Origin of the sequence: Serratia sp. C2(1) (assembly GCF_036352655.1) — a bacterium.
Classification (GTDB): domain Bacteria; phylum Pseudomonadota; class Gammaproteobacteria; order Enterobacterales; family Enterobacteriaceae; genus Serratia; species Serratia inhibens.
The window spans coordinates 193,046-206,394 of the sequence record NZ_JAZFBA010000006.1; the positions used below are offsets into that span (position 1 = coordinate 193,046).

The following is a 13,349-nucleotide window of genomic DNA, read 5'->3' on the forward strand; positions in this document are numbered from 1 at the left end:
ATCATTTACTGCATTACCATGCTTATTTAATATTTATGCAAGGTCAATCATAATTTATAGATAATCAAGGGTAATAATCCCTGTTCCACTAAACTCTCCCTCAGCAACACTGCCGCTAGTTTTTAATTTTGACATAAGATTTACAAAACTTAGGCCTCCAGCAGCATTCAGGATAGCGCCAGTACTCCCGGTTTGCCCATTCACCAAAAGAGATCCATATAGGCTACCATCCATCCGTAACTTAACATCTGCCCCCGCATCACCGACTGCCTTAATTCTGACGGTTGCCCCGCTTCCAGTGCAGGTTACATGTATAGTAGTTTCGGCTGTCATCCCTTCAAGTTCGTCGATAGATAGGGCTCCGTAAGCAAGATAGTAAGGACCACCAATTTCGCATTTTACATCAGTCGGTGGAAGGTATAAGCAGTCCCACCCCGGGAGAGGTTGTGAGTTAGTTACACTGGTGGTGCTGTAAGCCACAGCACTACACATTGAAACATACGGCAAACTACTCTGGGATTTCACAGTACCGGAAAGTGGGTATTTGGCTGTCCATGCCTGCGCTAATTCCCCTAAGGTCTTTGCGTTGGTCGTCACTGGTTGATAAAGGGAGTCGCTAATAGTCCACGAAATGGGCCAGCTCACCCCTCGATCTGTCTGTATAGCTGGTCCGACGCGGCAGATCGACCGACCGTAGCAAGGATTGGGTGTCGTATCATTGGGATCCCAGTCGTGGATCGTATATTCAGCGCGCCACTGTCCGTTACCGCGCACATGTTCATGAACCTCCATACGACCAGCATGGGCACCACTCGCCACACACAAGACAATGAGGAAGAGAGTAAAGCAAGCTCCTCGACCTGTAAGAGCCACTCCATAGTATATTTTTAGTGCCATATATAGTCTCCTGTCTTATCGTAGGCGGCAACATTAGCCTTCCTGACCACAACGCTTGAGAACTGATTGGCCGTATGCTCCGGCACAGCTTTCAGCATGTTATTTGCTCAAATTTTCTATGACGCTTCATACGCCTGCTGCCATTGCAGCCCAATACTTTCACTCATAGTCCAACACAAAGGTAGCAATGGCGGTAAAGGCCCCACGACCAATGGCCTTGTTCTTTATCGCTTCCGGTTCACCGCGCACATAAGCTTGCAGGCTAATTACGTTGTTGCCATCGGTGAGCGGATAGGCACCGGTTTGTTTATTCAGCGGCAGCAATTGCCCCTCCGCCGTTTCCATGCCGATGGCCACCCCGGTGGCCTGGCTGCCGCCGTCCAGTGCTAGCAAGCCGGGGAGTACGGCGCTTTCCGGGCCGTTGAAGGTCATCTTCAGGGTCTTGCCCAGACTGATGTCACAATCAATCAGATGCAGCTGAAACGCTTTTCCGTTGGTACGGCCGTTCAGGTACAGGTATTTGTCTATCACCGTGCCAAAATCCAACAGGATGTTTTCATCCTCCGGCAACAGAGTGCAGGGCTCCGCCACCAGATTGCCGCGGTACAGCACGCTGACGTCCGGGGTGGCGGCGGCCAGCGCCGTATTCAGCAAACCGCCCAGGTTCAGGCCAATTAACAGGGTGCACATCGCTTTGTTCATGCTCTTCCCTTTTTTCTACGGGTATTCAAGTTGCAAGGTTGCCGCAGCCGCAAAAGCCCCTTCCTGCAGCTCGACGCCGGTCTTTTTCACCGGGGTGGCGATAAAATCCGAGGCCCCCAGATAAGAGGGGATCGCCAGCGTGCTGCCGACGTCAAACGGGGCGGTAATCCCATCCTTTTGATGCTGCAGCCGAATGCCAAACTCCGGGATATTGCTCTGCACCGCCGCCTTGTCGAACGCAGTGGCAGCCCCCAGATAGCGCAACACCTTGTCGGTACTCACGCCTTCGCATTCGTAAATGACTCTGAACGGCTGGGCGTAATTTTGGCCATCCACCTTGTTGACCCCCACCTCGCCAAAATCAATCTCTATCGGCTGGCCGCCGTTGATGGTGCAGGGAGGGTTGCTGAGTAACGTGCCAAAAAAACGCACATCACTGTCTGCCAAAATCTGCAAACTAAACACCACCCCCCCGGCAAACAGACAGGAACATACCCAATGAGTTCTGGCCATTTTTCTTTCTCCTAGGGAAAATCGATCCTGAATGTCGCCGTTGCCTCAAAATGCCCATCAGGCAATGTAGAACCGGAGCGTTTCACAGGAAACGCAAAAAAACCCGTCCCCACATTTTCTTCCACCCGTATCGGTTTATTTAGCTCTACCGGAAGCTCCCCCGTCGTCGGTGAGGTAATCACAATTCGTATCCCCATGTCATTGATGTTGGTTTGCACCGCAGAAGCATCAAAGGCCGCAGGTGAGCCACTCACTGTCCAGAGGATGGCGGGCCTCTCTGTTTTACATTCCAGTTTTATCGGAACCATTTTCACAATTCCCCTGTCAGGATATTGACCTGGCGGGTAGATGCGGTTGGTTAATATCTCCCCGAAATCAACTTCCTGCGATTGGTTCTGATTAAGGGTGCAAGGCGGCTCTTTGATTAAACGACCGGAATACTCCAGATCAATATTGGAAGCAGCAGAAACATGACCAACCACAGATAACAATCCGTAGGCGAGCAACTTACCCGTGGTGGATAAATGATTTTTAAACCCCATCGTTTATCCTCCTAGGGATATTCAAATTGAAGCGTTGACACCCCACGAAAATCCCCCACAGGAAGCTCGGAGCCATTTTTTTTCACCGGAACGGCCCATAAACTATAATTTATCGGTTTGCCTCCATCAAAAACAATCAACGCATCGCCATTAACGGGAAGTAGTCGATCTCTAACATCTATTAACCGAATACCAAAATCTGGTATATTAGTTTGGACCGCAGCTTTATCAAAACTCGTAGCCAACCCTAAATGCTTCACTGTGACTTTCGGCCATTTATCCTCACAATTAAATGGGATGGCGATATATTTTTTATAATTATCCCCATTAATTTCAGAAATAATCACCTCACCAAAATCCACCTGTAAATTTTCGCCACCGTTAACACTGCAAGGTTGCTGCTCTATTAATCGCCCCCGGAAATTCATATTATCGGCCTGTACCTCCGGGCTGTGCAGCCCCCCAGCCAATAACGTTGCCAGCAATGCCGCACACGGCATTATCACCTTGTTATTGTTCATTGATAATCCACCATCAACGTGGCCGTCGCCGCAAAATCCCCGCCCTTCAACGTGCTGCCTGCACGCTTCACCGGCACGGCCTGCAACGCCGGCTTGTCCGGGTAGGTGAAATTCACCCAATTATTGACCGTCAGCGCACTGCCGTTGGCCTTCAGGGCAATCCCCAAATCCGCCATGTTGGTTTGTAACGCACTGCGGTCAAAGGCGGTGGCGTTGCCCTGGATTTTCATTTTCATCGCATTGCGGGTGTTGTTCTTGCACTCCAGGCTGTAATCCACCGGCATGATGTAATTGCTGCCGTCAATTTTGGTCGTGAGCATCTCATTGCCAAAATCCACATCAATAGTCCGGTCGCCGTTGATCACACAAGGCAGAGGCGCGATTATAGTGCCGGTGATGTACACCGGGGTAAACGCCTGCGCCGCTAAACTGGCCAGACTGATTGCGCCAACCCAGACCGGCTTTAAGAGAACTCGCATCATGGCCCGCCTCAGTCGTAATTCAGTTTAAAATCAACCTGAGCCCGATAAGCGCCCGCCTGCAGCGGTGCCCGGGTTCGTTCCGGGCGCACGGTATAGGTCAACGCATCCTGGCCCGGCGTCAGCAACAGTGGCTGGCCGCGGTCACCCAGCCTCACATCGTGGCCGGCCATGTCGTTCAGGCGCAGCGCCATACCGCTAACCCCATGAGCCATCACCAATTGTGGGTTGTTCATGTCCGTCGTGGCGTTAAAGCTCACGCTGACCGCCGGTTGCTTGTCGCTCCAGGCCATCGCCCCAGTGCGCGCATCCCGGTTGCTGGCGGTGGCCTGATGACAATCTTTCAGCCGCAACTGGAAAGAGACCGGTTCCCCCTGGCTACCTACCTCCGGCAAGCGCCCGGTGCCAATCTCGCCCAGCCACACATCCTGATAGGCGGACGTCATCTCCAGCCGGCAGGCGCTTTCCGTCAGGGCACCGCGCACATAGAGCACGCCGTTGGCGCCATCCACGTTCCAGTTGTCCATCGCTTTAACCGGCGGCACCAGCATGGCCATCACTCCCAGGCTCAGCGGTACCATCAGCGCCAGCAACCCGGCCGTTCCGTAATATCGCCAGTCGCTGGCGGTCATCATGCTTTTCATCTGTGCGGTCTCTTTCTTACCTGACATGTACGTTTTTACCTCCGCCCCTTCCGTACGGCGGATCCGCAAACGGTTATGACTTGCTCTTGTCCGGCACTACCTGACAGCTACTCCCGCTGCAGTTGAAGGTCAACTGTGGGCGGCCGCCGTAGTCGTTGATGTAGGTCAGCACCGGGGTGTTGCCCAGGCTGGCAGCACTGGCCTTCAACGGTGCCTGGCCCTTCGGCGGCACCATGAAGGGCTCGAACCCATCCAGACCTTTACCGTCTTTCTTGGTGGTGGCGTCCACAATGGTCACGTAATACGGCGTCGGGTTGTTCACCTGGTAGCTGTTTCCCTGCTTGGTCAGCGTCAGTTGCTCCTGCCACGGCGTCGCCATGTCAGCCTTGGTCGGCATAATCCCGGCTGGGCGGTAGAACAGTTTGATGCGCGTTTGCAGCGCTATCTGCAGGGTGTTCGGTTTGTCGCTCTTCGGCGGGATCTCGCGCAGATTGAAATAGAACACCGACTCGCGATCTTGCGGTAATTGCTTGGCCGCCGGCAGCGCCTGGATTTTCACCTGGCTTGGCTTGCCCGGCTCGATACGCTGTACCGGCGGCAACACCGTCAACGGGCTCTGGATCTTGGTACCCTTCTCATCCTCAATCCAGCCCTGCGCCAGATACGGCAATTGCTTGTTCTGATTGCTGACGTTGAGGCTAACGGAGCTGTTGCCGCCATCGAAAATGACCCGGGTGCGGTCCAGAGCAATCGCCGCGTTGGCCTGCTGGGCAATCAGGGCGCACAATAAGGCACCTGTCAGTGTTGTCGTCTTTAATGTGTTATTCAGCTTCATGGATAATTACTCATCATTCATCTAATAAGGTGTCTGTCACCACCAGCTCCGGCATCGGCAAAAGTGCCGTTTGCCCGTTATTGCTGGTCGTGTCCTGTTTCTTATCATCCCTGACGTCATGTCCACCGGCCATTGGGTGGCAAGGCAGCAGCAGATTGTCGAGCACGTTAGCCGGCAGGCTGCCTGGCAAACTCACTTCACACTGCGCTGCGCCATTCCAGTGCACCTGCATCGCTTCGCCGGCCTTAATGCCGCTCAGGTACACACTGCCGCCATCATTGACGATCCCGGTTTCTTGCTTCTTCTTGTTCAGCACCGTAGCGCCAAACGGCGGCGTACTGCCGTCCGCCAGTTTGATTACCGCCATGGCTTTTTCGCCGGAAATCACGTCAAACTGGCGGTAACCAATTGCCCCTTCCGTTAACGTTGCCTGGACCACAGACTTGGTGGCCTCGGCGTTGTCACCCAGCTTGTTCAAATCAATGCTGGCCTTGTTGCGGTAGTAGCTGTTCACATCCGCCACCACCGCCTTGCCCCAGGCGTTGGTTTTCGAAGTGCTGCCATAACCGCGCACCGGCACATCCGCCACATCGCCGGTATCCAGCAGCAGACGGGTACCCCCCATCATGCCGGCGCGGTGCAGTGCGCCGCCTTCTGCCGTCATTGTCATCCCCCCCTGCGCCGACATCGCGAAGGCGCTGTAACGCCCTTCCTGATAGCTGGCGTTGGCGGTGACGCGGGCCACATCACCATCGTGGTTCATATAGCCACTCAGGTTAGCGCCGCTGCGTGAGGTACCGGCAGCCAACTGATAAGAACTGTGTTCATCGATCCGGTCGTAATAACTCGCCCGGTGGGTGTTGTCGTTCCGGTTCACCGTGGTGTTGTAGCTGAGGGTCGCCCCGTTGCCCCATGGCATCGACAGCGACAGATACATGCCGTCATCGTTGGTCTCGTTGTATTTGTTGCGGTACGCCGACAGCGACATGCTCAGGTTCTTGAACTTGCCGATGTCGAAATAACGCGACAGCGTCAGGTTGTAACGATCGTTGGCCGGGCGGTCCCAGTAGGTCTGATGGCTGTAGTTCAGGTACGTGCTGAGCCCCAGATCCCGGAACTGCTTGTTAAAGGTGATGGTGTACATCTCCTTGTTGTTGCCCACCCGACCGCCGTTGTAGCGCGCGTCCAGATACTCCCCCATGCTCATGAAATCTTCCTGGGAGAAGCGGTAACCGGCGAAGGTCACCTGGCTGTCATACTCATCAAAGCTTTTCGAATAGCTCAGGCGATATGAGCCGCCGCTCAGCGTCCCTTCTTCCGGCAACCGCGCGCGCGATTGGGTGGCGTCAAAGGACAATGCGCCCAGCACCATCAGGTCACGGCCGATCCCCAACGACAGCGCGTTGTAATCGCCGCCGCCAATGCCGCCGCCGTACAACGACCAGCCGTTGCTGACCCCCCAAGAGAACTCACCGGTTGCAAATAGTGGGCCACGGGCATGGTGCTCCATATCGGACGGTTTACCGGTGGCAAACTTGTAGCGCACAGAACCTGGTCGGGTCAGGTACGGGATGCTGGCGGTGTTCATGGTGAACTCCTGCACGCTGCCGTCCTGCTCTTCCACCCGCACATCCAATTGGCCGGATACCGCATCGTTAATGTCCTGAATACGGAACGGACCCGAGGCTACCTGCGTTTCGTACAACACCCGCCCCTGTTGGCTAATCACCACTTTGGCGTTGGTCCTGGCTATCCCCACCACTTCCGGCGCATAACCCCGTAAATTAGGCGGCAGCATGTTGTCGTCCGACCGCAGGCTTGCCCCGGTAAAGCGGAAGCTGTCAAATATCCCGGAATCCAGGTAGTCCTCGCCCAGCGTCAACTTGGAACGCAATGCCGGCAGGGCGCGGTAGGCGTAATAACGGCTCCAGTCCAGCTTTTTGTCCGTTGCCTGGCCGCTGCCGGTTTCGTGATTCAGTTGAGCCTGCCAGTCTGCCCGCAGGCGCCAGGCACCCAAGTTGCCACCGGCGGTGCCATTACCGCTGACGTTGTACCCTTTCGACCCACTTTTTTGCTGATGGGTAGTTTGGGCGTTGACGCTGTAATCAAACAGCAACCCCGGTATCCCTTCGTCCCAACGCGACGGCGGATCCCAGTCATCCGAGGTGTATTCCAGATAGGCCTGCGGCACGCTCAGATAAAGTGAGGAAGTCCCCAGATCGCCGCGCGCTTCCATGCCTTCCAGGCTGGTCAACTCGAGGCAGCCGCCGTCGTTCCACCAGGCCAACTGTTTTGCCGCATCCGGCTTCAGCCCCAACTGTTCAACCAGGTCCGGCGACAGACAGACCTGGCTGCCTTTCGGATCGTCCGGCGGCGGATAAAACGTCACCGACTGCTCCGGCAAATCATGCTTGTTTAAATGTACCGCCATGGTGTAGGTGCCCGGCATAATGAAACCGCTGCGGGAAAACTGGCTCAGGTCAATATTTTTACGATCATTCAGATCCAGCACATCGGTATTAAACTGAATGCCTTCACTGGCATAAACCACAGTTATGGAGTTTCCCAGAGCCAGAGTTACACACAACCCCAGCACCTGAATGCGAAATAGCTTCCCAGCAGGCAAATACATGTCTGAAGACCTTTATTTATCAGTAATATTTATTGGCATTGAATACTCTGGCGATAATCAGTAATAGTCCATTTTAAAGCGTACCGTAGAGAAGTAATTCCCTGCCCGTAGCGGTTGATTATTACTGACTAACTTCATTGAATAATTAATTAGCATGCGGCCAGGAGTAATATCCCCTACCGGTAGAGGCCCGCCGGGAATAGCAACATTTCCCAGGCTGTCAGCAATTTGCAGCGCTACGCCTTTAGCCTCCCCCTGAACACCAAATAATTTCCCATCCGCATCACCGTCAAACGTCACCCGAAAATGCTTCCAGTCGGGTAATTTATTATCCGGCCGCTCCAACACACAGTTAATGAGCTCAACCGTGAACGGACGTGTTAGCCCTTGCCCATCCCGAATAATCTGGCTGACCGGCACCGTATCCATATCAATGGTCTGGTCGCGGCTACCTGCGGCAATGGCGCACGCAGTATCAATAATGGCCCCTTCCATGTTGACGCGCCCCCAGCCTTGGCTGGCGTTCGCCACCTGGCTGCATCCACTGGCCAGCATTAACGTCAACAGGGAGGGAACCACTATGCACCGTATTACCTTGCTCATACATTTTCCTTTGTCCTGACTGTCCCTGTAAAAAGCATGCGGGCTACCCCGCATGCTGTTACACCTCACACCAATAGCTGGGCTTACTGGTAAGCCAGAGTGAAGTCCGCCACAGACTGGAATGTACCCGGAACGATAGTTGCACCGGTAGCTTCAGAGCCTTCTGCGCCCTTGATCATGTCGCCCTGCAGGTAAGCCGCGAAGCTCAGGGTGTTGTTACCGTTCTGCAGTTCCTGCACGTCGGTTGGTTTGCCCAGTTCAATCACAGTGCCGGCACCGTCAGTAATGGCAATGCTGGCGCCCTGCGCAGTACCGGTGATGCCCAGGCGGCCGTCGTTAGCTTCAGAAGAAGCGCCGGTGAAGGTCAGGCTAACAGTGTTGTTTTTGCCTTCTTTCTCGGTAATCAGCTCACAGTTTTCCAATTTGATTTGGAAGTTTTTAGGCGTAGATTTACCGCCGTCTTTCAGTGCTACGTTAGAAACCTGGCCCAGATCGACAATCTGATCAACCGTCTCAGGGGTAATAGAACAAGGCGCATCGATGATGGAACCGGTAAAGGTTACAGTGCCGTGACCCTGATCTTTAACCGCGGCGTTTGCCATCATAGAGGTTGCGCCAAAAGCCAGTACTGCTGCCATCATGATTTTGTTCAGTTTCATTGTTAACAATTCCTTTATTTCACAATTGAGATAGATAATGTGTTCTCACGGCAAATGCTGTGTATTGAATAACCTTTTTCCATAAGTGTTTATGCAACTTCGGTTGACGATTAACCCCCAGCCAAAACCATTAAGTAAAGAACCTTTCGTTAATAAGAAGGATCCTGCGTTTAAGCAAAAACTAATGGTTCCCCGTGGGGTGCCGAATTACTGCTTCCTTAGCATCGCGCTCCCAAGAAAAACGCTTACGGTAAAAGGTAACAGCGCAATAAAGTAAACAAATGCGTAAGCATAGATAGTCATGATGTTGTTCCCTGCATTATGTCAGTTCGAAATTCACGCCCTACGTTTTGCCCCACCTGCTCACCAACACGTTAACTTCAGTTGTTCTGCAGCTCGCCGTGACAACGAGAGAAATAGTAACCCGTCACAAAAAAATTTTATACTTTATACTGTTTTAATAATGAAATTAGATTTTTATTCTGCCAATAACATTTTATAAGATATTTATCATTAAAGTTGATCACAAAATATCCTCAAGCCGAATATTTACACTTGTCTAAATTTAAGAATTTAAGCTAATAACAAATTTATTAATATTATTCTTGACGAGCAAAGAGGAAAGGGATAGATCTGTGTCCATTATTTTTTAAGAATGATCCTAATCAGGAAGAATATCAAAATGAAATACATCATTGCGTTATCAATTGTGTTTACCCCAGCCACAAGAACCCTGATGCTATTAAACGACGAGCAGCGTTCGATTCTGTTATCTAACCAGGCATCGCGCTTGTTGCTTGAAATGGTGACCAATAACCATTCCACGTTAAGCAGAGAAGATTTACTCCAGAGAGTATGGGAAGACTATGGATTTAAACGCTCCAATAACAGCTTAAACGTTGCAATTAGCGAGATACGAAAGTGCTTTGAAGTATTGGGGCGAGACCCCCAACTGATTACGACGATACCCAAGGTAGGGTTTAAATTTAACGCCACGGTTGACCCGCGATTTGATGAGGGGGAAGAAAAAGATAATGAAGCAGAAGCGCCCCCTGCCTTGCCCGTCAATATCAATACAGAGGAAAAGCGTAACCTTGACCTACCAGCCAGGAAAAATAGCTTTTTTTTTAATAGCCTCATCGCTTTGACTCTATTGGTGATTATTTGTTTTTTTGCTTACTGGAAATTCTCCTCTTACATTCGCGTAAACACACAACCCGTCACCTTATTGTATGAATACAAAAAATGTAAGGTTTATGGGTTGGGGCTGAGCAGCGGAAACGCAAAAGATGAGTTAACCAAGATGGCTAGAGCAGACCTCCAGTTGGCCAGGAACGATCTACAGAGCGAGTCTATTGACTGCGCCCGAACCAATTTCGATATTTATTACAACAAGACCAGGCCGAATAACCAACTGTCAAAAGTCACCTTAATCGGCGCTTGCGAGCGGGACGACAACGGTAACCAGGGCCAGTGCATAAGCATCATCGGTCATTACGGTGAAACACAATGAAAAAACAACACTTCATCGCAGGTCTCTTATTCTCTGTCATCATCATTATCGGATTAATTATTAAGACGCAATACAATCACCCAACCTATGAATTACGCTGCAAAAATGAGATGTTTCAGCGTAAAACTATCAGCAATGGTGAAACACTGGTGTTGCATACTAACTTTTTCGTTTTTTTGTACAAAGATGGCAGAGGTAGCATCACGCAAAGAGGTGAATTAGTGAAAGATGGCACCAAGTTCCTGGTGCATCGGGAGCTGCCTTTTAGCTACATCGATTCGGATAATGATGGCATGTATACCTTCACAAGGCTCAAGGGCGTTAAATATCCTGACGATAATGTTCCTGACGCTTTGGCCAAATATTTTCCTTACTTATTAGAAGACGCCACGGTGCCACCACTTCCACGGCATATCCAGTTAACCCAACTGAATAATGACTTGTTTCTCATCAATGAGCTAACGGCGCCTTATTTGCTCTGCCAGCGTTTTTGATTTAACCGATAGTGGCGCAACCCTACCCAATATTTCGGGCGCAGGATCCTATGAGCACACCCTGCTTTTCAAGATCACACCAATAATGGCAATGCCGTTACTGACGTCGCTCAACGTATTGGCATCCGGTCTGGTGGAGCAGTAAGCCAAGTCGCTATTCACAACAGAAAAAGCACTGCCCGAAGCCGGGCAGGCTTCTTTGATTACCTTGACGCATTTTACTGCCGGGGCCGACGCCTCTTGGGTGCAGCCAGCCAACAGCCCTTCACTCAGGCCAGCGGTCATTGCCTGCCGGAGTAGGAGAGCAACGCAAGGCAACCCTCTGGAAAAACACAGGGCGCGGCAACAGCCTTCAATACCCCTACTTCGACGCCATATATATGTCATCAACATCAAAATATAAATACATACTTTATATATCCCATCAAAGAAAATCTTATCCAACAGCTGCAAGGTAGCATAAAAAACTGAAATCATTATATATCCTCGCCTTAAAATCCATTATTTCTAACTTTTTAAATTACTATTTTTAACCGAATACCTTACTGATATTTTGTATAGGCCACTATTGCATGCAGTGGAATGATTACGTTATCAGCGCTCACAATTAAAATAAGCCCCTGCCCTATGAAAAAAACTTATTTAGCCTTGGCGACAATGTTACTGTCGCACGAGTCCCTCTCGGCCATTCCTAATGCCGGCCAGGTTATGCGCGATATTGAACATGAGCGCCCCACCTTGCCGGCCCCCGCAGAGTTAACGCCAAAATTAAAAAGTATTCATGGGGCAAATATAAACCATGGGGATAATAACGCACCTAAAATACTCGTCCATGGATTTTACATTGAGGGCAATACCGTTTTAAAAACTTCAGACTTGCTTAATAAGCTAAAGAATTTTAACGACAAAAAACTCTCGCTGCAGGATCTCCAGGAGGCCGCTCAGGTAATCACGCACTATTACCAGGAGAAGGGCTATGTCTTGGCCAAGGCTTACTTACCCAAACAAGACGTGACTGAGGGCTGGATCCGTATCCGCATTGTCGAGGGGCATTTTGGCCAGCTGCACCTGAATAACCGCACGCGCGTTAGCGCAAACCTGCTGCAAAACGCTTTCGCCGGGATAAAAAGCGGTGAGGTGATCTCGGATGCCGCGCTTGAGCGCGGGTTACTGCTGTTAAGCGACATTCCCGGCATTGAGGTTAACAATACCTTGCGCCCCGGCAGCCAACCCGGAACGGCTGACTTGCTGGTTGAGGCCACCCCAGCCCCCCTATTCAACGGCTCTCTTACGGCCGACAACTTCGGCGATCGTTATACCGGGGAATATCGGCTCGGGGGCAATATCTCTCTGAATAACCCGCTCGGCCTCGGTGACCAGGCAAGCTTGCGCCTGTTGGGCAGCAACAAGCATCAACAATATTACCGTGCAGCCTACGACCTCCCGGTGAATGCCGGCCCGGTTCGCGTTGGCGCCGCCTATTCGCAGATGCGCTATCGCCTGGGGGAAGATTTTGCCGTGCTTGACGCACATGGGCGCGCAGAAATTACCAGCGTATATGCTTCCTACCCGGTCATTCGCGCGCGCCTGTTTAACCTGTCGGTGCAACTGCAGTATGAAGACAAGAAGCTCCGCGACGATATCGATCTGTTTGAAAAGCGCAGTAAGAAAGATGTCGGATTATCAACCTTAACCCTGAACCTCAATAATCAGGATCGCTGGTTCGGCGGCGGACAAAGCGCGCTGTCTATCAGCTATGGATTAGGAAGATTAAATATCGGCGATGAGCAGGATCGCCTCTGGGATGAATACAGCGCCAAGACTCTGGGGCGCTTTAGCAAAGTCAATATTAATGCGCTTCGTCTGCAAAACCTCGGGGATCGTTTCCAGTGGATGACGCAAATCAATGCGCAATGGGCATCGAACAATTTGGACTCCTCGGAAAAATTCAGCCTGGGTGGCCCTTATGGCGTCCGGGCCTATGACGCCGGCAGCGGAAACGGCGATGAAGGCATACAGCTCAGTACCGAACTTCGCTACGCCTTAACGCCCGGCTGGCAGTTGAGCACCTTTATCGATCAGGGTGCAGTCCGGATCAATAAACACCCCTGGTCACCCGAGAATAACACCGCCCGCCTGACATCCGTTGGAGCCGGCATCGCATGGTTTGGCCGCCAACAGCAAATCAGCCTCACCACGGCATGGCCAATAGCACAAGAAAATACGGCCGCCACCCCCACGCATACACCCAGAGTTTGGCTCCAGACATCCTGGAATTTTTGATTGTCTGGAATAAAACCCGCACTGCTCGGGAA

The 13,349-nt window shown here is 51.6% G+C and carries 15 protein-coding genes; 3 read left to right on the forward strand and 12 right to left on the reverse strand.

All coding sequences use genetic code 11. The features are described from left to right. Window positions 1-54: 54 nt before the first annotated feature. From V2S86_RS23535 to V2S86_RS23585, 11 genes are all read right to left on the reverse strand, one after another. Window positions 55-480: an MrpH family fimbial adhesin gene (locus tag V2S86_RS23535; RefSeq protein ID WP_330764369.1), complete on the reverse strand. Its 426-nt coding sequence runs from the start codon at window positions 478-480 to the stop codon at window positions 55-57. A 576-nt stretch (window positions 481-1,056) separates the two neighbouring features. Then, a complete protein-coding gene (locus tag V2S86_RS23540) occupies window positions 1,057-1,599 on the reverse strand; it encodes a fimbrial protein (RefSeq protein ID WP_330764370.1) in 543 nt (180 codons plus the stop codon). A gap of 15 nt (window positions 1,600-1,614) precedes the next feature. Beyond that, on the reverse strand, window positions 1,615-2,112 hold the full coding sequence (locus V2S86_RS23545; RefSeq protein ID WP_330764371.1) for a fimbrial protein: 498 nt from the start codon (window positions 2,110-2,112) through the stop codon (window positions 1,615-1,617). An 11-nt stretch (window positions 2,113-2,123) separates the two neighbouring features. Next, the gene (locus V2S86_RS23550) at window positions 2,124-2,654 is read right to left on the reverse strand and encodes a fimbrial protein (protein ID WP_330764372.1); all 531 of its coding nucleotides are present in this window, start codon (window positions 2,652-2,654) and stop codon (window positions 2,124-2,126) included. 11 nt (window positions 2,655-2,665) lie between these two features. Further along, entirely contained in the window at window positions 2,666-3,175 is a 510-nt protein-coding gene (locus tag V2S86_RS23555; protein ID WP_330764373.1) for a fimbrial protein, read from the reverse strand. Further along, a complete protein-coding gene (locus V2S86_RS23560) occupies window positions 3,172-3,657 on the reverse strand; it encodes a fimbrial protein (protein ID WP_442996184.1) in 486 nt (161 codons plus the stop codon). The genes V2S86_RS23555 and V2S86_RS23560 overlap by 4 nt, the downstream gene beginning before the upstream one ends. Window positions 3,658-3,665: 8 nt before the next feature. After that, window positions 3,666-4,298: a fimbrial protein gene (locus tag V2S86_RS23565; RefSeq protein WP_442996186.1), complete on the reverse strand. Its 633-nt coding sequence runs from the start codon at window positions 4,296-4,298 to the stop codon at window positions 3,666-3,668. Window positions 4,299-4,371: 73 nt separating this feature from the next. Beyond that, window positions 4,372-5,133 (reverse strand): fimbria/pilus periplasmic chaperone, encoded by a 762-nt coding sequence (locus tag V2S86_RS23570; protein WP_330764374.1) that lies wholly within the window; start codon window positions 5,131-5,133, stop codon window positions 4,372-4,374. Between the two features lie 13 nt (window positions 5,134-5,146). Then, entirely contained in the window at window positions 5,147-7,765 is a 2,619-nt protein-coding gene (locus V2S86_RS23575) for an outer membrane usher protein (RefSeq protein WP_330764375.1), read from the reverse strand. 57 nt (window positions 7,766-7,822) lie between these two features. Next, entirely contained in the window at window positions 7,823-8,320 is a 498-nt protein-coding gene (locus V2S86_RS23580; RefSeq protein WP_330764426.1) for a fimbrial protein, read from the reverse strand. Window positions 8,321-8,451: 131 nt separating this feature from the next. Further along, on the reverse strand, window positions 8,452-9,027 hold the full coding sequence (locus tag V2S86_RS23585; protein ID WP_330764376.1) for a fimbrial protein: 576 nt from the start codon (window positions 9,025-9,027) through the stop codon (window positions 8,452-8,454). A gap of 682 nt (window positions 9,028-9,709) precedes the next feature. On the opposite strand from V2S86_RS23585, the gene V2S86_RS23590 reads away from it, so the two are divergent. Together V2S86_RS23590 and V2S86_RS23595 are read left to right on the forward strand one after the other, a co-directional pair. Further along, window positions 9,710-10,540 (forward strand): transcriptional regulator, encoded by an 831-nt coding sequence (locus V2S86_RS23590; protein WP_330764377.1) that lies wholly within the window; start codon window positions 9,710-9,712, stop codon window positions 10,538-10,540. Beyond that, a complete protein-coding gene (locus tag V2S86_RS23595; protein ID WP_330764378.1) occupies window positions 10,537-11,034 on the forward strand; it encodes a hypothetical protein in 498 nt (165 codons plus the stop codon). The genes V2S86_RS23590 and V2S86_RS23595 overlap by 4 nt, the downstream gene beginning before the upstream one ends. Before the next feature lie 48 nt (window positions 11,035-11,082). Here V2S86_RS23595 and V2S86_RS23600 read toward each other — a convergent pair whose 3' ends face one another. Beyond that, window positions 11,083-11,511: a hypothetical protein gene (locus V2S86_RS23600; RefSeq protein WP_330764379.1), complete on the reverse strand. Its 429-nt coding sequence runs from the start codon at window positions 11,509-11,511 to the stop codon at window positions 11,083-11,085. 150 nt (window positions 11,512-11,661) lie between these two features. Between V2S86_RS23600 and V2S86_RS23605 the strand changes: the two genes are divergently transcribed. Continuing rightward, the gene (locus tag V2S86_RS23605) at window positions 11,662-13,317 is read left to right on the forward strand and encodes a ShlB/FhaC/HecB family hemolysin secretion/activation protein (protein ID WP_330764380.1); all 1,656 of its coding nucleotides are present in this window, start codon (window positions 11,662-11,664) and stop codon (window positions 13,315-13,317) included. Window positions 13,318-13,349 lie beyond the last annotated feature (32 nt).

Coding starts and splice junctions, on each gene's coding strand:
- V2S86_RS23540 (WP_330764370.1), bottom strand. CDS start 1,599: ATGAACAAAGCGATGTGCACCCTGTTAATTGGCCTGAACCTGGGCGGT.
- V2S86_RS23545 (WP_330764371.1), bottom strand. CDS start 2,112: ATGGCCAGAACTCATTGGGTATGTTCCTGTCTGTTTGCCGGGGGGGTG.
- V2S86_RS23550 (WP_330764372.1), bottom strand. CDS start 2,654: ATGGGGTTTAAAAATCATTTATCCACCACGGGTAAGTTGCTCGCCTAC.
- V2S86_RS23555 (WP_330764373.1), bottom strand. CDS start 3,175: ATGAACAATAACAAGGTGATAATGCCGTGTGCGGCATTGCTGGCAACG.
- V2S86_RS23560 (WP_442996184.1), bottom strand. CDS start 3,657: ATGATGCGAGTTCTCTTAAAGCCGGTCTGGGTTGGCGCAATCAGTCTG.
- V2S86_RS23565 (WP_442996186.1), bottom strand. CDS start 4,298: ATGAAAAGCATGATGACCGCCAGCGACTGGCGATATTACGGAACGGCC.
- V2S86_RS23570 (WP_330764374.1), bottom strand. CDS start 5,133: ATGAAGCTGAATAACACATTAAAGACGACAACACTGACAGGTGCCTTA.
- V2S86_RS23575 (WP_330764375.1), bottom strand. CDS start 7,765: ATGTATTTGCCTGCTGGGAAGCTATTTCGCATTCAGGTGCTGGGGTTG.
- V2S86_RS23580 (WP_330764426.1), bottom strand. CDS start 8,320: ATGCTGGCCAGTGGATGCAGCCAGGTGGCGAACGCCAGCCAAGGCTGG.
- V2S86_RS23585 (WP_330764376.1), bottom strand. CDS start 9,027: ATGAAACTGAACAAAATCATGATGGCAGCAGTACTGGCTTTTGGCGCA.
- V2S86_RS23590 (WP_330764377.1), top strand. CDS start 9,710: ATGAAATACATCATTGCGTTATCAATTGTGTTTACCCCAGCCACAAGA.
- V2S86_RS23595 (WP_330764378.1), top strand. CDS start 10,537: ATGAAAAAACAACACTTCATCGCAGGTCTCTTATTCTCTGTCATCATC.
- V2S86_RS23600 (WP_330764379.1), bottom strand. CDS start 11,511: ATGATTTCAGTTTTTTATGCTACCTTGCAGCTGTTGGATAAGATTTTC.
- V2S86_RS23605 (WP_330764380.1), top strand. CDS start 11,662: ATGAAAAAAACTTATTTAGCCTTGGCGACAATGTTACTGTCGCACGAG.